Consider the following 19,038-nt stretch of genomic DNA (forward strand, 5'->3'; position numbering starts at 1 on the left):
CCGACAGCGGGTCAAGCCCGCTGCGGTACAACCAGTTGTTATGCTGACAGGCACACTGGCCTGCCTTTTTTTTAGAAATAAAAGTAAGGCGTTGGTTCATGTAAAAAACTTTCGCACGTGCATTCGCACTGTCTCAAGCTTTTTGCATGAAGAAATAAATATTTTAGAATTTTATTTTTCGTGGACATTCAAAATTTCCGAAGTCTACGAGAAAATAAAAAAAATAGTTTGCAGTTAGTTATCTTAATTTACGCGCCCTCCGGCGCTAAAAGATATCTAGTAGCATAACAAAGGTTCGTAGCCGACAGCGGGTCAGGCCCGCTGCGGTACAACCAGTTGTTATGCTGACACCCGCACTGGGGTGCTAGGAGAGAAAAATGAAAAAAGTATTTATTGTTGTATCAATATTTTTTTTCTGTATAAATTTATTCTGTACAGAAATATCAAAAAAAGAATTAATTGGAAAAGATAATCAATTTCAAATAAATGAAACTTTTTATTTTATTGAATTCTTAAATGAATCAGAATTTACTTTCCATTATCCTTATGGAGGATATAGTGGAAAAAATCTTAAATATACTTTAGAAAATAATCAACTTACATTAATTAGTGAAAACGGCAAACCATTTTATGATGACAAAATGAATAAACTTTTGTTTCCAAAAGGGAATAAAACCATTCTTTTTTACGAAGATAATTCAGATGATTTTTGGTGCAAAGAATTATTCAAAAATAAAAATGTTTGTTTAAGAAATTTTAAAAATCAAACAGAAATTGGCAAGGAATGCTCAATAGATGGAGTAAAGGTTATCAAACACAGTGGTAAAGAATTTGTTTTAGCAAAAGAAAATTTAAGATTACGTGAAAAACCAGATTTACAGGCCTCTACAGTAGGATTCAATTATCAGTCATATTTCGGTACGGCAGAATCTTTTCGAACTGGCCGCTATACATATAAAGGATATAAAGTAAATTCATTTACTGATTATCCATTATTATTGAAAGGTATGACAGTACAATATGAAGCTGTTACAGTAAATCAACAAACAATAGATGGAATCAAAGCACCATGGTATAGAATCATACTGAAAGACAATAGTGAGGAAGGTGCATGGCCACAGAGATTTTGGGTTTTTGGTGGATATTTATCAGAAATCGAAAATCCTAAAAATCCTGAATATGAAGAACAATTAATCCAAAGTGCAATTGAAAAAGACATTTTGGAAAAAGAATAAATAAAAGCATAACAAAGGTTCGTAGCCGACAGCGGGTCGAGCCCGCTGCGGTACAACCAGTAGTTATGGCGACAGGCTGATGGCCTGCCGGGTTTTAAAAATTTTAGGGCGAAGCACGGTAGCGGTTTTATCCAGGCTCGCACGTTAGATTTTTTTAGGTTCTTTGTTTTCCGTTTCCTACCCGTTTTATTGAAATCGCAAAATGTAAAATCAATCTGAAAATCTCAGAAGCAAAAATAATTCGGGCTCGCAGGCAGGTTTATATTCGGGCAAGGCGAAGAAGCGGTTGTAAATATGAGCTCGCACGGAAGCAGAAAAAAAAATTATCATCGTTTTATTTCAGTTATATCGAAATCGCAATCACAGATAAGACTAATTTAAAATTCAAAGTAGCAAATAATTATTGAGCTCGCAGGTTAGAGAAATCCTGTGTTATTTTGGAAGTTCAGCTTAATCGCAAATACTTTCTGTCTTTATAAAAGCAGAAGAAGCAATTTTGTTCGGGTTCGCAGTCTTTTTTGTTTTCCGGGAAAGATATAATAATTCTGAAATCGCAAGTATAAAATCGTCTACAGGAATTTTCAGAAGCAAAAAAAGTTAGGGAAAAACGAAGAAGCGGTTGTAGCTCAGGCTCGCAGGCGGGCAATAAAATTCGGGCAAAGCAGGAAGCGAAAAAAATAATAATCGTGAAAACTTAGACTAGAAAGGAAATCTGTTTTATTGATAGAATATGCTATAACAAAGGTTCGTAGCCGACAGGCAGTCAAGCTGCCTGCGGTTTAAAATATTGTTAGACTGACACGCCACTGGCGTGAAAATACAAAAAAAAGGAGATTTTAAAATGGAAAATGTTTTAAGTGATGTAAACAAACCATCAAGTCAAGAAGTATTGAATGTGAAAGGCTTTGATAAAGATTTTTTGTCTTTAATTAAAGAAATGAGTTCTTTAACAAATAAAATACTGAATCATCCTACAACAAAAGAAAAGGTGTTTCCCGCAAATTTTGTAATTGACAAAAATAATCTTTCTGACTTATTTCAAACGATTGAGACAAAAATTCGTGATTATAAATCGGATGAAAAAAGTTTCGAAATTTCTGTATTGTATAATGATGGTTCATATACGAAGTTTCCATCATTTGATGAATTTCTTAATGACAATGAAGTAAAACCAATATGTGCAAAAAATATCAGTTTATCATGGGAAATGAAAATATTTTTTGAAGGGAGAAATCCTTTAATTTCAAAAATTGGTGAACAGCATTCTATAAATGTTACTATTTCAGTACCCCCAGAAAATTTTTCGGATAAAGCCTTTTATATGTTTAATGGATATCCTGTTGATAGTAATGGCATAATACAAGTTTCTGTTAATCACAGTAATAAAGTATTTGCAGATGAAATTATACAACATGTCAGTGATTATGTTGATAGAATTAGTGGAACATCAAAAAATAATGAAAGTTTCTTTAAAAAAATAGAAGAAGACTTGGAATGTTAATTGAAATATTACTAAAAATTAGTGCTATAATTCCAATTACATTTATATTTTTTAATACGAATGATTACAATTATATCATTAAATTGTTTTCAATATCATTTATACTTTTTTTATTTACACAAATTTTTGCAGAATTTATTGGAAAAAGTTTATTTAATTTATTAGGTAAATCAAATAATACTTCTTGGATAATTTTAAATGATTATACGAAGAAAAAGTTCGATGAAAACAAATCAAAAAGCCATTTAGGTATAACTTTTTTTGTATATTTACTTCTTCCATTGATTATCAATATTTTTGCAGCTTGGTTGTGTAATAAACTTGGTTTATAACAAAGACAGTCTAACAAAGGTTCGTAGCCGACAGCGGGTCAGGCCCGCTGCGGTACAACCAGTTGTTAGGCGGACACCCACACTGGGGTGCTTGGAGAGAAAATGAAAAAAGTATTTATATTATTATTTTTGATAAGCCTTTGTTTCCCATTATTTTCAGAAAAAAAGGAATCCATTACAGATTATTATAATTATTCTTTAAATGAATTAATTCCAAATACAGCAAAAAAAATTATTCTGGGAAACATTGATTTATTCTCAGAATATATAAGTGACTTTGATTTAGCCGTCTTAAATAATTCAGATTTAAGAATATTAAGAAATATGATTTATGCTAAACACGGAAATATTTTTTCTTCTTCAGATCTTACAAATTATTATTCTAATTTTAATTGGTATAAACCTGCAAAGAAAGTTAAAGACTCTGATTTAACAGAAGAAGAATTAAAACTGATAGAAAGAATAAAATTATTTGAAACAAGAGATGAAATAAAAAAGAATGTAATTCTAAAAAATATGGAAGGCGTATGGCAGGATTATTTTATTATGGCTGCCGGCTGGTCAAATAGATTTGTATTTTATGAAAATAAAAATGCAGAATTTATTTTCAGTCAGATGCGTTATATTCCATTGGCTCAAGAAATGCACGGAACTTACGAAGTAAAGGGAAATGTATTAATTCTTAAAATAAAAGAAATAATTTATAATTCTTATATACCCGAATATGACAAAATAAATATGTATGAACTTGATTACATACCAAATAACAGAAATACTATAACATTTAAAAATCCAATAGAATTTAAATTCCCAATCAAAAATTTTGAATTGAATAAAACCTGGAAGCAAAGAAATTATTCGACAAATGAAGATGTCGAATTTACAAAAGATTATATAGAGCTCGGATCATTTAGTTATTATAAAATGTCTGAAGATCCAAATGATAAATATTAAAGCATAACAAAGGTTCGTAGCCGACAGCGGGTCAAGCCCGCTGCGGAACAATCAATTGTTCCGCAGCCTTTATTTCGATGAGTCTGAAAAATGCTTTCGCATTTTTCTTAACGGCTCTTCGATTGTAGGCAGGTACAACCAGTTGTTATGCTCACACGCCACTGGCGTGGTATAGGAAATAAAAAAGTAATTATGGTAGATAAAATTCAAATGATTGGTACGGCTTTTTTGCCAATAGATAAATCCAACAAAAAAATTTTAGTTTCAAAAAGAAGCATGAATAAAAAATATTTTCCGGGCTATTGGGAAGTAATTGGCGGAAATCTTGAATTTGGGGAAGATTTTACAGACTGTGTAATCCGAGAAGTGAAAGAAGAAATCAACTGCAATATAAAAAATCTGACACATTTACATTCACGAACAATGTATCTTAATGATTTGATGTATATTACAGTTGCTTATTATGGCGAAATATTAGAAGAACCTGTTTTCAATAAAAATGAAATTTCTGAAATCAAATGGATTACTGAAAACGAAATAGACGATTTTGAATTTTGTCCTGGTGATGTTGAATTATTGAAAATAGGTTTTAAGAGTATAAAGTAGCTGATCAGGCAATATGCGCCAAAGGATCTTCTACATCAATTCCTTTTTCGTAAATTGTATAAGGATCAATATCGATACAATTGTATTTATCGTATTTACCATCCAATGTCCATGCAAGAGTTCCGTTCAGTACAGTACAGTTATTCATGTAAAAATCTAAATTATTTAGTTTAGAAAAAACGCCTTTGCCTACTAAATGAGATACATCATATTTTTTTATCTTTCCGTCTACAAAGTAAACGAAAACATTGTAATTGTCTTTAGGCAAAACCTGTACAATTTCCATTTGTATCTCCTTATTTTAGTGGATCTATTTTCATGAAAATGAGGTGGTAAATGATCATCAAAATAAAGGCATCTATTCCTTCAAATTCACTAACAACAAGCATTGCCTGATCCCAAAATTAATATATCAAAAAAAATCAATATCAACTATAATAAAAAGCATAACAAAGGTTCGTAGCCGACAGCGGGTCGAGTCCGCCATTATTTGTGTTGACAAATATTCACTTTAGTTCATATAATAAAATCATGTGGAATGTTGATTCATCCGATGAATATGATGCCTGGTTTCTAACTTTGGACGAAGAAAGTAAGGAAGCTGTATTACAAAGAGTTCTTTTACTCCGACAGTATGGCCCACAACTTCCCCGCCCATATTCAGATACTCTTCATGGTTCTAAAAAATACACGAATCTGAAGGAATTAAGAAATCAGACAGAAAAACATGTTCTGAGAGTTGCCTATTACTTTGATAGAAAAAGACATGCATTTCTGCTTACCGGCGGAGATAAGAAAGGAAAAGATCAGAAGAAATTTTACAAAGATTTAATTACTGAATCTGAAGTAATCATAGAGAAACATGAAAAGGAGTTGGAAAATGAAAGATGCAATCAAAATGATGGAAAGTAATATGTCTCCCGAAGCTGTAAGAAGAGCTCACATAAAAGCCGAGCAGGATATTATGTCTATCCGCCTTGCACAGCTCCGAGAAGAAAAAAATATAAAACAATCAGAAATGGCAAATTTCACACAGTCGTCAGTTTCAAAAATAGAAAAAAGAAAGGATATGAAAATATCTACTTTAATAGATTATCTCGACAGTCTTGGAATGGGCTTGGAAATAATTACATACCCGAAACTTGCTGTTTCAAAGAAACAGGAAAAAGTACTGTTAAAAGTGTAGCAAAACCTAACAAAGATTCGTAGCCGACAGCGGGTCAAGCCCGCTGCGGAACAGCCAGTTGTTAGGTTGATGGCGCACTGCGCCACTGGAGTAAAAATGGCTAAAATTAATAGAATAGAAATTGATGAATTCTGGGCTGACGCAACTATAGTAGAAGCTGGAGATTATATTTATACAAGTTATTGCATGAAAAATGAAGGTCAGCCTATTGAAAACCAAATAAACGGTGCTTTTGATATTCTTGAAGAAAGATTACAAAAAATTGGATTAACATTGGACTCCGTTATACAAATGGATTGTCTTTTTGCTAATATACAAGATTTGAACTTTTTACCTGCAGTAATAAAACAAAGATTTACTAACGGAAAGTATCCGGCACGAAAAGCATATGAAACAAAATTTATAAGAGAAGGAATTCTTTTTCAAATTGATGCAGTTGCATTCAGAGAAAAGTAACCGAATACATAACATGAAAAATGGATACGGTGACATGGTTATAATGAGCATGGAAACTTACGAAAAGGCAAATTTCTTCAATAATTTATATGAAAAACTTGCACTTGCTGAGGCAGATTTAAAAGCCGGCAGAGTTTCTGATGTTGATGATGCAGTGAATGACATAAGGAAAAAATATGGCTTATAAAGTCAGAATTACTGATTCATAAGTCTCCAAAATAAAGGATATCACAGATTTATCTTCAAACAAAATTATATTGCTTTATATCTTATTGAAGACGAAGAAAATAAAAAGGTTGTCACAATAATGCATATATTCAATGCAAAACGTGATTATGAAAAACTTGTATAGAATGCAACCTAAAAGGTTTCGACCTTCGGTCGTTTGCATTTAAGGAAATTATTATCTATTGCGCTTGCGCGCACGATGCATCATAGCCGACAGTAAAAAAAAAGGAGTTAAAAATGGAAAGAAAGTATTTTATCGACAATCTCAGGATTCTTTGTATCCTGCTGCTTTTCCCATTTCATGTGGGAATGTTTTACAATGATTTCGGGGAACGATTTTATGTTCATATTGCAGACTGTATTCCAGCCTCATTATTGAATATCAGCACATTCCCCTGGTGGATGCCGCTTTTATTTGTCCTAGCCGGAGCTTCAACCTTTTATGCTTTTGGAAAGCGGACAGCAAAGCAGTACATTATAGAACGGATTCTAAAGCTTTATATTCCCCTTACAGCAGCTCTTATTTTTGTAATTCCTGTTCAGCCTTATCTGGCAGATATTTATTTCAATAATTATTCCGGTAACTATTTTGAACACTTTAAGGAATTTCTTGTTTTTACAGATTTTACCGGTTATGATGGCCATTTTACTCCTGCTCATACCTGGTTTATTTTGTATCTTTTCCTGATTTCTCTTATTACCCTGCCCCTATTAAAACTGGCCTATAATAAAAATTTTGATTTAAAGCTTTCCCGCTTTCTTATTCTTAAACTCCTTTTAATCGCGGTAATACCTTACATTATTAAACCAATTGCTAATCTGGGTGGAAAAAGCATTGCAGAATTTATGGCCTGGTTTTTAATAGGCTTCTTTGTTTTCTCAAATGAAGCTTTCCAGGAAAAAACTGCTTCCTGGTCTTTAGTAACATTTCCAATCTTTGCAATTCTTTTAATTACCCGATGCGTAATGTATAAAATACAGGTTTTTGGACCTTATTGGGATTTATTAACATATATTTTTACCTGGAGTGGAATACTTTCATTATTTGGTCTTGGAAAAAGATTTTTGAACTTTAACAGCGCTTTTACAAAATATTTTTCACAGGCGTCTTATCCTCTTTATATTCTTCATCAATCAGTAATAGTAATTTTAGGATTCTTTGCTGCAAAATACGTAATGATTCCTTATGTTCTTCAGTATATATTATTAGTTCTTGTTTCCTTTGTTATTACCCTTGGCCTTTATGAAATTTTCCGAAGAAACAAAGTAACAAGTTTTCTTTTGGGAATAAAAAGGCTGAAAAAAATCGAAGCACAGCAATCGAATCCCGCCTAAAAAAAACAGGCTTCCCCCGCGACGCGAGAGAAGCCCGAAAAAAATCTGGAGTAAACCAAAAGGAGATTTTTTCTATAATTTTATGTTAACGTACACTAAATAGCAGGTCACCGTAGCTTGGGAATGGCCAGAGCTCTTTTGGTGTAATTGTTTCAAGCTCATCAACACAGGCTCTCAGTTCGTTCATAGCGGCAAATACATGCTCGCGATAGAAGAAAGCTGTCTTACTAGAATCACCTGCTTCTGCAGTTTTCTTTGCTTCAAGAACTTCGCTTTCGAGTTTTTCAGTTTTGCTGTAAATGCAGCTTGTAAGGCAGCTAACTTTTTTCAGCATTGAACTTTCGTAAGTTGCATCGCACTCGCCGCAGGCAGCTTTTTTCAAACCGATAGTCTCAGCTAACTTATTAGCGTATTTGCTTGCAGCAGGAAGTATAAACTTGTTTGCCATCTCTAACATAGTTTCAGCTTCGATGTTGATAATCTTTGAGTAGTTTTCGTTGTGAATCTCAAATCGGCTTGTTAGTTCAACCTTACTATAGACTCCAAACTTTTCAAAAACCTTTACATTCTTTTCGTCGAGGATGTGAGGGAGTGCTTCCGGTGTAGACTTAAGGTTGTAAAGTCCGCGCTTCTCAGCTTCTTTAACCCATGAATCATCATATCCGTTTCCGTTGAAAATGATTCTCTTGTGCTCTTTGATTGTCTTAAGAATCAGGTCGTGAAGGTCACTCTTGAAGTTTACAGATTTTTCGAGAATGTCTGCAAACTGTGAAAGTTCCTCAGCAACAACAGTGTTCAAGAATACGTTTGCGCAGGCAATTGACTCGTTAGAACCAAGCATACGGAACTCAAACTTGTTGCCGGTAAAGGCAAATGGCGAAGTTCTGTTTCGGTCTGTTGTATCTTTATTGAAGTCAGGCAGAACAGTAACACCAATCTGCATTTTTTCTTTTTCGTGTTTTCCGTATGGAACGCCCTTCTCTATCGAATCCAGAATTGCGGAAAGTTCATCACCCAGGAAGATAGAAATAATTGCCGGAGGCGCCTCATTAGCTCCAAGACGGTGGTCGTTACCAGCCGATGCTACAGAGATACGGAGCAAGTCCTGATACTCATCCACAGCCTTGATGATTGCGCAGAGGAAGAGGAGGAACTGCGCATTCTGATCAGGTGTGGCACCAGGGTCAAGCAGGTTCTTACCGGTGTTAGTGCTGATTGACCAGTTGTTATGTTTACCACTTCCGTTTACACCAGCAAATGGTTTTTCGTGCAAAAGACAAACCATACCATGGCGGGCTGCTACCTTTCGCATCATTTCCATAGTGAGCTGGTTGTGGTCGCAGGCCATGTTGGTTGTAGAGAAGATTGGTGCAAGCTCGTGCTGAGCAGGCGCAACCTCGTTATGTTCAGTTTTAGCAAGAATACCAAGCTTCCAGAGTTCGCGGTTCAAATCCTTCATGAACTCTTGAACGCGAGGCTTAATCATACCAAAGTAATGGTCCTCAAGCTCCTGACCTTTTGGAGCTTTTGCACCGAAGAGAGTTCTGCCAGTGTAGATGAGGTCTTCACGCTTATCGTAAACGCTCTTATCTACGAGGAAGTATTCCTGTTCAGGACCGACTGTAGTTTTTACAGAAGTAACAGCTTCGTTGCCTTCAAAAAGTTTGAGTACGCGCACAGCCTGCTTGCTGATTGCCTGCATAGAGCGAAGAAGCGGAGTCTTTTTATCAAGAGCTTCTCCTGTGTAAGAACAGAAAGCGGTTGGAATGCAGAGAGTTCCGTCTTTAATAAATGCGTAGCTGGTAGGATCCCAGGCAGTGTAACCGCGGGCCTCAAAAGTCGCACGGATTCCTCCGCTCGGGAAGCTGGAAGCGTCAGGCTCACCCTGCACAAGCTCCTTGCCGCTGAACTCCATAATAACTTTTCCGTCGCTTGTTGGAGTAATAAAGCTGTCGTGCTTTTCCGCAGTAATTCCGGTAAGCGGCTGGAACCAGTGAGTAAAATGAGTAGCTCCCTTTTCAATCGCCCAGTCTTTCATCGCATTCGCAACAACAGTGGCAACTGAAGCGTCCAGTTTTTCGCCGCCCTCAATAGTCTTCATCAGCTGCTTGTAAGTTTCCTTTGGCAGCCGAGCCTTCATAACAGTTTCATTAAAAACGTTCTCGCCAAAAATAGGTGTTACTTCGTCCATTAAAATTCTCCTATATAAAAAAACGCCGCACTTTCATTCTGTGTAGGTCAAAATGAAAACGCAGCGTCTTTGCCGATTGATTTTTCTCCGGACATGCCAACGGCAGCCGAAATGTTTTAAAACAAAAAAGGTCGCAGAAATACCATTTCTGCGACCTCATTGTCGTTTGATAATTCTTTTATACTCTTCTTGAAAAAAAATGTCAATAAGTTTTTTTATTCTTAACTATTTTTTTCCAAAAGCTTTCTTAATTCTCTCTACAGCTTCAATGGTTCTTTCGCGGCTACCGAAGCCTGTTAGTCGCAGATAACCTTCCCCCATCTTGCCAAAGCCGCTTCCCGGAGTTCCGACTACGTTGCACTTTTCCAGAAGCTCGTCGAAGAAGGTCCAGCTTGTAAAGCCCTGAGGAATCTGCAGCCAGACGTATGGAGAATATTGGCCGCCAAATGCTTTGAAGCCTGCCGCAGTTACGCCTTCAAAAATGATGCGAGCGTTTTCACGATAGAAAGAAAGATTTTCCTGAATCTCTTTCTGGCCTTCCTCTGAATAAACTGCCTCAGCTGCGCGCTGAGTAACGTATGAAACGCCGTTGAACTTTGTAGACTGGCGGCGGAACCACAAGGTATTGAGCTCTGTGCCGTCGAAAACAAGGTCATGAGGAACAACTGTGTAGCCGCAGCGAAGACCTGTAAAGCCCGCAGTCTTTGAGAAGGAACGGAGTTCAATTGCACAAGACTTTGCTCCTTCAATCTCATAAATTGATTTTGGATATTTTCCATCAGTTATAAATGCTTCGTAGACTGAATCAAAAAGAATCAGGCTGTGGTGTGCATTTGCATAATCAACCCATTTTTTAAGATATTCTTTTGACGCAACAGTTCCAGTCGGATTGTTTGGGAAACAGAGATAGATGATATCAGGTACCGAATCGCCAGCTCCCGGAATGGCTGGCAAGAAGTTAGTCTCCGCGCTGCAAGGCAAAATGATGATTTTATCCTTACGACCGTTCATGATGTTTGTGTCGATGTAAACCGGATAAACAGGATCGCAGATTGCAACAGTATTGTCGGTCGCAAAAATGTCACCGATGTTTCCACAATCAGATTTTGCACCGTCCGACAAAAAGATTTCATCAAGCTGAAGATTGATTCCTCGCTTTGTGTAATCCCATTCGAGAATCTTTTCGCGGATAAAGTCATAGCCCTGCTCAGGCGGATAGCCGCGGAAGGTTTTCTCATCGGCCATTTCATCAACTGCCTTATGCATTGCCTCAATTACGGCAGGACAGAGAGGCTTTGTTACATCACCAATCGAAAGCTTGATTACGTCTGCTTCCGGATGAGCCGCAATAAACTCGCGGGTCTTTTTGTTTACGGTTGAAAAGAGGTAGCTGGCCTCAAGGTCTAAAAAGTTCTTGTTAATTTTCATATTTCGAAATCTCCATTAAATACAGTTTCAGCAGGACCGGTCATGAAAACACTGTCGTTCTCATCACCACTCCACTCAATCACCAGGTCGCCGCCCAGCAGGTGCACAGTGATTTTCTCACCCGCATCAACCAGGCCGTTCAAAATTGCAGCCACTACTGTTGCACAGGTTCCGGTTCCGCAGGCAAGAGTCTCTCCGGTTCCGCGTTCCCAAACCCGCATCCAGATTGTGCGGCGGTCTTCTACGTATGCAAACTCAGTATTTGTTCGCTCCGGGAAAAACTCATTGTTTTCAAAAAGAGGGCCCACCTCGCACACAGGAAACTCAGCAGGCTTTTTATCAATAAACACAACCGCATGTGGATTTCCCATAGACACGCAGGTGGTTTTATATTCCACACTGCCGATTGTAAGAGGATAAGATATTACGGTGGTTGAGTAGACTGAAGGTCGTATCGAAACCACCTCAGAGTCACCAGTGGTTTCGATACACTCGCTTCGCGAGCACTCAACCACCGACACAGGAATCTTCCCTGCTTCCAGAATCGGCTTACCCATATCAACAGAAAGCTTAGCAACCTTGTCGCCCCGCTCTCCTTCAACTACAGTCAAAACCTTAACGGCCCCCATAGATTCAACGGTAAACTCGCGGCCCTTAGTGTAGCCCGCATCGTAAACAAGTTTACCAACACAGCGCACACCGTTACCACACATCTGACTTCGGCTTCCGTCGGCATTGTACATAACCATTTCAAAATCAGCTTTAGTTCCTCTTTTAATGAGAATGATTCCATCACCACCGATTCCAAAATGTCGGTCTGACAACTTTATCGCTGCCTGCTTTTCGCCCTGGACCCCGCCCGGGAAATCAACCTTTGTACAGTCAAAATAAACATAGTCGTTTCCGCAGCCATGCATTTTTGTAAACTTCATACAACCTCCTGCCCCGGCTGTAAAAGCGGAGCAAAAAAAGAGGCCGTAGACATAAAACCCTACGCACCCTCGTTTTCACGTTTCTGCGTATGGAGATTTATATCTACGACCTCTTTGTCGTTAAGTACGTTGTAGCCACTTTATTCAAAAGTGTCAATAGTGGTTCTATTTAATACTACTATTTAAGTTAAAACTCTTGACCACAATTTGTAAACACTGTATAACTAATAAGAACAAAGACGTTCATTCGATTTGAGGAATTATTGTCCCCAAATGGAATGAACGTCTTTTTTTTTGTTCATGCTGACAACAGTCAATCTGCTGCAGTATAACACAATCATATAAGGATGCATTCGCACCTTATAAATCAGCTTCAGGCCGACAATCTTTGATTGCGGCCTAACCCATAGAGGAAGTCAATTTATGCAAACTGCATATCTTATTCTGGCAGATGGCACATTATTCGAAGGAAGCTCAATCGGAGCAACCGGCTCCACAATCGGCGAAACAGTCTTTACCACAGGAATGACCGGCTACATCGAAACACTCACTGACCCAAGCTACTACGGCCAGATAGTTACACAGACATTCCCCCTCATCGGAAATTATGGCGTAATGCCTGCAGACTTCGAAAGCGCAAAATCCTGGGTACGCGGCTATGTAGTCCGCGAGCTCTGCGATCAGCCTTCAAACTTCCGCTGCGAAAGAGACCTCAACAGCTTCCTTAAAAAACAGGGCATCATCGGCATCTGCGGCATCGACACCCGCGCCCTCACAAAGCGTCTTCGCGAAGCCGGCGTAATGAACGGCATGATTGTAAGCGGCAAAAGCGCAGAAAACTTCAACCCTGAAGATCTCCTGACAAAGATCAAAGATTATCAGATAACCAACGCCGTGCAGATGGTACAAACAAATAAGGAGGGGGAAGCCTCCCCCTGCGCTCCAGCCTCCTCGGCTGCGCCTGCGGTGGCTTACGCTACCCTCTCTGCGGGGGAGCACCCCCGCAACGCCCCCCACGTCGTTCTCTTCGACTTTGGTGCCAAACTCAACATTCAGCGCGAGTTGGAAAGACGTGGCTGTAAAGTCACAGTCGTTCCATATAACACTACTGCAAAAGAAGTAATCAAAATGTCACCAGATGGCATCATGCTCAGTAACGGTCCTGGTGACCCGGCAGAAAATACTGGGGTTATTGAAGAAATCCGTAAACTGTGTGAATACAACAAGCAGGTGGTTTCGATACGGCCTTCGGCCTACTCAACCACCGCTGACGACTCAACCACCAGAGTTATCCCAATCTTCGGCATATGCCTTGGCCACCAGATGCTGGCCCTGGCCCGTGGAGCAAAAACCTGCAAACTCAAATACGGACACCGTGGCGGCAATCACCCTTGTAAAGACACCGAAACTGGCCGCGTCTACATCACCAGCCAGAACCACGGCTACGCTGTAGAAAATGCATCTCTACCGTCTTATGCAAAAATGTCTTTCTTCAACGTAAACGATGGAACAGTTGAAGGCATCACCTACACAGACATTCCGGTCTTCAGCGTTCAGTTCCACCCGGAAGCCTGCGGCGGCCCTCACGACACAAACTTTTTGTTCGACAGATTCTTGAAAATGATAGTAGATTCTGAAACAAGTTCAGAATGACAAGGAGAAATAAACTGCTATGCCACTAAATAAAAATATCCACAAAGTAATGGTAATCGGCTCTGGTCCAATCATCATCGGACAGGCGGCAGAATTTGACTATGCCGGAAACCAGGCCTGCAAAGCACTTAAATCTCTTGGTCTTGAGGTTTGCCTCGTAAACTCAAACCCTGCAACTCTGATGACAGACCATTACATGGCAGATGAAATCTACCTTGAACCACTTACCCTTAAAACTCTTGAGCGAATAATCGAAAAAGAAAAACCGGATAGCCTGCTTTCCACTCTCGGTGGCCAGACAGGTCTTACCCTCAGTATGGAGCTGGCAAAGTCCGGCTTTCTTGCAAGCCACAATGTTCAGCTGCTGGGTGCCCGCCCTGCCACAATCGACAAAGCCGAAGATCGCCAGATGTTCAAGGATACAATGGAAGCAATCGGCGAACCCTGCATTCCAAGCAAGGTAGTTACAACTTACGAGGACGCCGCAGACTTCGTTCACAACGTAATCGGCTTTCCTGCAATTATCCGCCCGGCCTTTACCCTTGGCGGTACCGGCGGTGGAATTGTAACTAACGAACGGGAGTTAGACGAGATTGCCCACAACGGACTTCACCGCTCGCCTATCCATCAGATTCTTGTAGAAAAATGTATTTCCGGCTGGAAGGAAGTTGAGTTCGAAGTAATGCGCGACAGCACCGGAAACGTAATCACCGTCTGTTCAATGGAAAACTTTGACCCGGTTGGAGTTCATACCGGAGACTCAATCGTAATTGCACCAACCGTAACTCTTGCAGATAAAGAATATCAGATGCTGCGCTCGGCAGCCCTCAACATTATCAGCGCCCTCGAAATTGAAGGCGGCTGTAACTGCCAGTTTGCCCTCAATCCGGACAGCTTTGAATATGCGGTTATAGAAGTAAACCCTCGTGTTTCCCGCTCATCTGCTCTGGCATCAAAAGCAACCGGCTACCCTATCGCAAAGGTAGCAGCCCTCATAGCAGTAGGCTTTACTCTGGATGAAATTCCAAACTTCGTAACAAAGAAAACAAAAGCCTGCTTTGAACCTGTCCTCGACTACGTAGTTGTAAAAATGCCGAAATTCCCTTTCGACAAATTTGTGTACGCAGCCCGCAAGCTTGGAACCCAGATGAAGGCAACCGGCGAAGTTATGGCAATAGGCCAGAACTTTGAAGAAGCAATCTTAAAGGCAGCCCGCGGAGCTGAAATCGGCGTAAAGGATTTGAACCTGCCTGCCTTTGAAAAAGAAAGCGATGCAAAAATCCGCGAGCGGGTTGGTCAGTGCACAGACCAGAGAATCTTCGCAATCTATCAGGCACTTAAGCGCGGCCTTATGACTGTTGAAGAAATTCACAATATTACAAAGATTGATGAATGGTTCTTAAATAAACTTGTAAATATCGTACTACTAGAAAAAGGGGAACCACACGGATTCGAAACGTCTAACGACGTTTCCAAAAATAAAAATGATTTTGCGTTAGCAAAATCCAATCCGTGTGGCGAAAACCTCTTGTACCCACCACGCTCCTTCAAAATAGTAGACACCTGTGCCAGCGAGTTCGATGCAGAAACCCCATACTTTTATTCGACCACCGGCGGCGACAACGAAGCCGAAGCCTTCCTCAAAGAACGCCACACTTCAAGCAAAGGCACAATCGTGGTTCTCGGCTCTGGTCCAATCCGCATTGGTCAGGGAATTGAGTTTGACTACTCTTCGGTTCAGTGTATCCGCGCCCTAAAAAAACTGGGCTACGAGGTTGCAATCATCAACAACAATCCGGAGACTGTCAGCACAGACTTTGATACTGCAGACCGACTCTATTTTGAACCGCTCACACCTGCCGACGTTATGAACGTACTTGCCGTTGAAAAACCGCTTGGCGTTGTGGTTGCCTTTGGAGGCGGAACAGCAATTAAACTTGCTAAGTTTCTGGACTCACAGGGAGTTCGTATTTTCGGAACATCTGCTGATGCCATTGACCTGGCCGAAGACCGCGAACGCTTTGAAGAGCTTTGCGAAAATCTTCACGTAAACCGCCCACGCGGACTCACCGTTTTTACAGAAGTTGAAGCTCTGGAAAGCGCAGAAAAAATCGGCTATCCGGTACTTATGCGCCCAAGCTACGTTCTTGGCGGACAGAACATGATCATTGCCCGCAACAGTGCAGACGTAAAAGAATATATGGCAATCATTCTGAGACAGGGAATTGAAAACCCGGTTCTCATCGACAAATATATGGAAGGAACAGAGCTCGAGATAGACTGTATCTGCGATGGCCAAGATGTTCTTATTCCTGGAATTATGCAGCACATAGAGAGAACCGGTATTCACTCGGGCGACTCAATTGCTGTTTATCCTGCCTGGAGCTTTACTCCGGAAATGGAAAAAGAGGTTGTAGAAAAATCTACCTCTATGGCTCTTGCCCTTGGAACAAAAGGAATCGTAAATATTCAGTGGCTATTCTACAAGGGCCAGCTGAACATTATTGAGGCTAACCCTCGTTCCAGCCGAACTGTTCCTTACCTTAGTAAAGTGAGCGGGGTTCCAATGATTGAACTTGCTACCCGTGCCATGCTGGGAGAAAAAGTCCGTGACCTTGGTTACGGAACCGGTCTTTACCGCAAGCCAGATTACTTTGCCGTAAAAGTTCCGGTTTTCAGTTTTGAAAAACTGATGGATGTTGACACGCATCTGGGACCGGAAATGAAGTCTACCGGTGAAGTTCTTGGAATTGCCAGTACCCGTGAAGAAGCCTTGTATAAGGGCATGGTCGCCGCCGGCTGGAAGATGATTAAGCCAGAGGGGGAAGGCCTTCCCCACGCTCCAGCCTCCTCGGCTTCGCCTGCGGTGGCTTCCGCTACCCCTTCTCCTAGGGGCGACGCCCCTAAGACCCCACAAAGTTCCCCGCGAGTTTGCGAAGCAAACTCGATAGTGAGCGAAAGCGAACGTACAACGCACCCCGGAGTCCTCTTCTCTGTACGCCAGTCTGACCTACCGGAGCTTCCTGCCCTGGCCCGCAAGTTTGCAGACCTTGGCTTCACCCTCTACGCAACAACCGGCAACGCCGCCACAATCGAACGCAGCGGCATGGAAGTAACTCACGTGGCCAAGGTTCACGAAGATTACAATAACAACGTAATGACACTCCTCGAAAGTGGAAAAGTAGCCTATGTTATTTCAACCTCGGCAAAAGGCCGCGACCCGGTAGCCGAAAGCGTAAAGCTCCGCCGCCTGGCCGTAGAACGCGACATAGACTGCCTCACCGCGTTAGACACCGCTAACGTACTTGCTGATTGTCTTGCCAGTGACTATACGCTGGACAACTTAAGTCTTGTAGATATCAATTCAGATTTTATGGGAGAAAGATATGAGTAAATTTATTTTTGTAACCGGAGGAGTTGTCTCTGGACTTGGAAAAGGAATTACCGCTGCCTCACTTGGACGTCTTTTAAAATGCCGCGGACTCAAAATTGCCAGCCAGAAGCTTGACCCTTACATGAACGTAGACCCTGGTACAATGAGCCCCTTCCAGCATGGTGAAGTTTTTGTAACAGAAGACGGTGCCGAAACAGACCTGGATCTTGGTCACTACGAGCGCTTTATCGACGAAAATCTTACAAAGTATTCCAACATGACAAGCGGCCGCGTTTACTGGAACGTTCTTAACAAGGAGCGCCAGGGTGAATATCTTGGTCAAACAGTTCAGATTATTCCTCATGTTACTAACGAAATCAAAGATTTTATTTTAAAAAATGCCGAGGTTAGCGGTGCGGATGTAAGCATCGTAGAAGTTGGCGGTACAATCGGTGATATCGAAAGTCAGCCCTTCCTCGAAGCAATCCGACAGCTGGCTCTGGAAGTAGGCCGCCGCAACTGTCTTTTTATTCACGTTTGTCTTGTGCCATACATCTCCGGTTCAGATGAGTTTAAATCAAAACCAACCCAGCACTCAGTTAAGGAGCTCATGGCCGTTGGTATTCATCCGGATATTATCGTTGCCCGCTGCGACGAAGAAATCCCTCTAGATATCCGCAGAAAAATCAGCCTCTTCTGTAACGTTGGAGAAGATTGTGTAATCAATAATACAACCTGTAAGAGCCTTTACGAAGTGCCTCTCATGCTTCATGCCCAGAATATGGACGATGTAGTTTGCCGAGACCTTGGCCTTGACTGTGCCGGCGGCGACCAGCATTACCCTGAGCTTGCGGCCTGGTCAAAAATGGTAGAAACAATTCATGCCCGCAAGGGTGAGATTCAGGTTGCTCTTGTTGGCAAATACGTAAAGCTTCACGACTCATATTTGAGCATTGTAGAATCGCTCAACCACGCAAGTTTTGTGGTAGGTAAAAATATCAAAATTAAATGGGTAGATTCCGACAGCGTAACTGATGAAACTGCCCCTGAGGTTTTTGCAGACTGCCAGGGAATTATTTTACCGGGCGGCTTTGGTCACCGCGGAGTTGAAGGAATGGTTTCTGCCTGCCGCTATGCCCGCACTCACAAGCTGCCATACTTTGGAATCTGTCTTGGAATGCAGATTGCAGTAATTGAGTTTGCCCGCTCTGTACTTGGTTACGCAGATGCCAACAGCCGCGAGTTCGACGAAATGTGCGAGCACCCTGTAATAGACCTGATGAAAAATCAGGAAGGTGTAATCAAGGGCGGCACAATGCGTTTGGGAAGCTACCCTTGTAAAGTGACTCCGGGAAGTATTCTTGAAAAGGCTTATGGCACACAAAACATCAACGAGCGTCACCGCCACCGCTACGAGTTCAATAACGACTACCGCACAAAAATGCAGGAGGCCGGCCTTACAATCAGCGGAACCAGTCCGGACGGCACTCTTGTAGAAGCCGTAGAGGTTGCCGGCCAGTTCCATGTCGGTGTTCAGTTCCATCCGGAATTTAAGAGCCGCCCAAACAATGCAGGTCCACTCTTTGTGGAATTCTTGCGTGCATGTGATGCCTAAGCTATAATAAAAA

At 40.9% G+C, this 19,038-nt stretch carries 17 protein-coding genes; 13 read left to right on the forward strand and 4 right to left on the reverse strand.

Going from position 1 to position 19,038, the window contains the following annotated elements; genetic code table 11:
- Positions 1-377 precede the first annotated feature (377 nt).
- From G626_RS0110630 to G626_RS17600, 5 genes are all read left to right on the forward strand, one after another.
- Positions 378-1,235 (forward strand): hypothetical protein, encoded by an 858-nt coding sequence (locus G626_RS0110630; RefSeq protein ID WP_022932766.1) that lies wholly within the window; start codon positions 378-380, stop codon positions 1,233-1,235.
- An 841-nt stretch (positions 1,236-2,076) separates the two neighbouring features.
- On the forward strand, positions 2,077-2,736 hold the full coding sequence (locus G626_RS0110635) for a hypothetical protein (protein ID WP_022932767.1): 660 nt from the start codon (positions 2,077-2,079) through the stop codon (positions 2,734-2,736).
- Entirely contained in the window at positions 2,730-3,068 is a 339-nt protein-coding gene (locus tag G626_RS0110640; protein ID WP_022932768.1) for a hypothetical protein, read from the forward strand. Before G626_RS0110635 ends, G626_RS0110640 begins: the two co-directional genes overlap by 7 nt.
- A gap of 102 nt (positions 3,069-3,170) precedes the next feature.
- A complete protein-coding gene (locus G626_RS17595) occupies positions 3,171-4,022 on the forward strand; it encodes a YARHG domain-containing protein (RefSeq protein WP_022932769.1) in 852 nt (283 codons plus the stop codon).
- Positions 4,023-4,214: 192 nt separating this feature from the next.
- A complete protein-coding gene (locus G626_RS17600) occupies positions 4,215-4,628 on the forward strand; it encodes an NUDIX hydrolase (RefSeq protein ID WP_196800483.1) in 414 nt (137 codons plus the stop codon).
- A 4-nt stretch (positions 4,629-4,632) separates the two neighbouring features.
- Here G626_RS17600 and G626_RS0110655 read toward each other — a convergent pair whose 3' ends face one another.
- Positions 4,633-4,914 carry a DUF2442 domain-containing protein gene (locus G626_RS0110655; protein WP_022932771.1) on the reverse strand — a complete coding sequence of 94 codons (282 nt, stop codon included), beginning with the start codon at positions 4,912-4,914 and terminating at the stop codon, positions 4,633-4,635.
- Positions 4,915-5,159: 245 nt separating this feature from the next.
- On the opposite strand from G626_RS0110655, the gene G626_RS16340 reads away from it, so the two are divergent.
- The 5 genes from G626_RS16340 (at position 5,160) to G626_RS0110680 (ending at position 7,833) form a co-directional block, all read left to right on the forward strand.
- A complete protein-coding gene (locus G626_RS16340; RefSeq protein WP_022932772.1) occupies positions 5,160-5,540 on the forward strand; it encodes a type II toxin-antitoxin system RelE/ParE family toxin in 381 nt (126 codons plus the stop codon).
- Complete coding sequence (locus tag G626_RS0110665) at positions 5,509-5,814, forward strand: helix-turn-helix domain-containing protein (RefSeq protein WP_022932773.1); 306 nt, start codon at positions 5,509-5,511, stop codon at positions 5,812-5,814. The genes G626_RS16340 and G626_RS0110665 overlap by 32 nt, the downstream gene beginning before the upstream one ends.
- A 96-nt stretch (positions 5,815-5,910) precedes the next feature.
- The gene (locus tag G626_RS0110670; protein WP_022932774.1) at positions 5,911-6,270 is read left to right on the forward strand and encodes a RidA family protein; all 360 of its coding nucleotides are present in this window, start codon (positions 5,911-5,913) and stop codon (positions 6,268-6,270) included.
- Positions 6,271-6,319: 49 nt separating this feature from the next.
- Complete coding sequence (locus G626_RS18120; RefSeq protein WP_156003306.1) at positions 6,320-6,457, forward strand: hypothetical protein; 138 nt, start codon at positions 6,320-6,322, stop codon at positions 6,455-6,457.
- Between the two features lie 278 nt (positions 6,458-6,735).
- On the forward strand, positions 6,736-7,833 hold the full coding sequence (locus G626_RS0110680) for an acyltransferase family protein (protein WP_022932776.1): 1,098 nt from the start codon (positions 6,736-6,738) through the stop codon (positions 7,831-7,833).
- An 85-nt stretch (positions 7,834-7,918) separates the two neighbouring features.
- Here G626_RS0110680 and G626_RS0110685 read toward each other — a convergent pair whose 3' ends face one another.
- The 3 genes from G626_RS0110685 to dapF form a co-directional block, all read right to left on the reverse strand.
- Positions 7,919-10,024 carry a glutamine synthetase III family protein gene (locus G626_RS0110685; protein WP_022932777.1) on the reverse strand — a complete coding sequence of 702 codons (2,106 nt, stop codon included), beginning with the start codon at positions 10,022-10,024 and terminating at the stop codon, positions 7,919-7,921.
- Between the two features lie 225 nt (positions 10,025-10,249).
- A complete protein-coding gene (locus tag G626_RS0110690; RefSeq protein ID WP_022932778.1) occupies positions 10,250-11,452 on the reverse strand; it encodes an LL-diaminopimelate aminotransferase in 1,203 nt (400 codons plus the stop codon).
- Positions 11,449-12,384, reverse strand: a complete 936-nt coding sequence (dapF, locus tag G626_RS0110695; RefSeq protein WP_022932779.1) for a diaminopimelate epimerase — start codon at positions 12,382-12,384, stop codon at positions 11,449-11,451. The genes G626_RS0110690 and dapF overlap by 4 nt, the downstream gene beginning before the upstream one ends.
- Before the next feature lie 423 nt (positions 12,385-12,807).
- On the opposite strand from dapF, the gene G626_RS0110700 reads away from it, so the two are divergent.
- Genes G626_RS0110700 through G626_RS0110710 form a run of 3 tightly spaced genes read left to right on the forward strand, consistent with a single transcriptional unit; the run spans position 12,808 to position 19,025 of the window.
- Positions 12,808-14,037: a carbamoyl phosphate synthase small subunit gene (locus G626_RS0110700; RefSeq protein WP_022932780.1), complete on the forward strand. Its 1,230-nt coding sequence runs from the start codon at positions 12,808-12,810 to the stop codon at positions 14,035-14,037.
- A gap of 19 nt (positions 14,038-14,056) precedes the next feature.
- On the forward strand, positions 14,057-17,431 hold the full coding sequence (carB, locus tag G626_RS18290; RefSeq protein ID WP_022932781.1) for a carbamoyl-phosphate synthase large subunit: 3,375 nt from the start codon (positions 14,057-14,059) through the stop codon (positions 17,429-17,431).
- Positions 17,424-19,025, forward strand: coding sequence for a CTP synthase (locus G626_RS0110710; RefSeq protein WP_022932782.1), 1,602 nt, complete (start codon positions 17,424-17,426; stop codon positions 19,023-19,025). Before carB ends, G626_RS0110710 begins: the two co-directional genes overlap by 8 nt.
- Positions 19,026-19,038 lie beyond the last annotated feature (13 nt).

This window comes from Treponema bryantii NK4A124 (assembly GCF_000421345.1).
Lineage (GTDB): Bacteria > Spirochaetota > Spirochaetia > Treponematales > Treponemataceae > Treponema_D > Treponema_D bryantii_B.

Coding starts and splice junctions, on each gene's coding strand:
- G626_RS0110630 (WP_022932766.1), top strand. CDS start 378: ATGAAAAAAGTATTTATTGTTGTATCAATATTTTTTTTCTGTATAAAT.
- G626_RS0110635 (WP_022932767.1), top strand. CDS start 2,077: ATGGAAAATGTTTTAAGTGATGTAAACAAACCATCAAGTCAAGAAGTA.
- G626_RS0110640 (WP_022932768.1), top strand. CDS start 2,730: ATGTTAATTGAAATATTACTAAAAATTAGTGCTATAATTCCAATTACA.
- G626_RS17595 (WP_022932769.1), top strand. CDS start 3,171: ATGAAAAAAGTATTTATATTATTATTTTTGATAAGCCTTTGTTTCCCA.
- G626_RS17600 (WP_196800483.1), top strand. CDS start 4,215: ATGGTAGATAAAATTCAAATGATTGGTACGGCTTTTTTGCCAATAGAT.
- G626_RS0110655 (WP_022932771.1), bottom strand. CDS start 4,914: ATGGAAATTGTACAGGTTTTGCCTAAAGACAATTACAATGTTTTCGTT.
- G626_RS16340 (WP_022932772.1), top strand. CDS start 5,160: ATGTGGAATGTTGATTCATCCGATGAATATGATGCCTGGTTTCTAACT.
- G626_RS0110665 (WP_022932773.1), top strand. CDS start 5,509: ATGAAAGATGCAATCAAAATGATGGAAAGTAATATGTCTCCCGAAGCT.
- G626_RS0110670 (WP_022932774.1), top strand. CDS start 5,911: ATGGCTAAAATTAATAGAATAGAAATTGATGAATTCTGGGCTGACGCA.
- G626_RS18120 (WP_156003306.1), top strand. CDS start 6,320: ATGGAAACTTACGAAAAGGCAAATTTCTTCAATAATTTATATGAAAAA.
- G626_RS0110680 (WP_022932776.1), top strand. CDS start 6,736: ATGGAAAGAAAGTATTTTATCGACAATCTCAGGATTCTTTGTATCCTG.
- G626_RS0110685 (WP_022932777.1), bottom strand. CDS start 10,024: ATGGACGAAGTAACACCTATTTTTGGCGAGAACGTTTTTAATGAAACT.
- G626_RS0110690 (WP_022932778.1), bottom strand. CDS start 11,452: ATGAAAATTAACAAGAACTTTTTAGACCTTGAGGCCAGCTACCTCTTT.
- dapF (WP_022932779.1), bottom strand. CDS start 12,384: ATGAAGTTTACAAAAATGCATGGCTGCGGAAACGACTATGTTTATTTT.
- G626_RS0110700 (WP_022932780.1), top strand. CDS start 12,808: ATGCAAACTGCATATCTTATTCTGGCAGATGGCACATTATTCGAAGGA.
- carB (WP_022932781.1), top strand. CDS start 14,057: ATGCCACTAAATAAAAATATCCACAAAGTAATGGTAATCGGCTCTGGT.
- G626_RS0110710 (WP_022932782.1), top strand. CDS start 17,424: ATGAGTAAATTTATTTTTGTAACCGGAGGAGTTGTCTCTGGACTTGGA.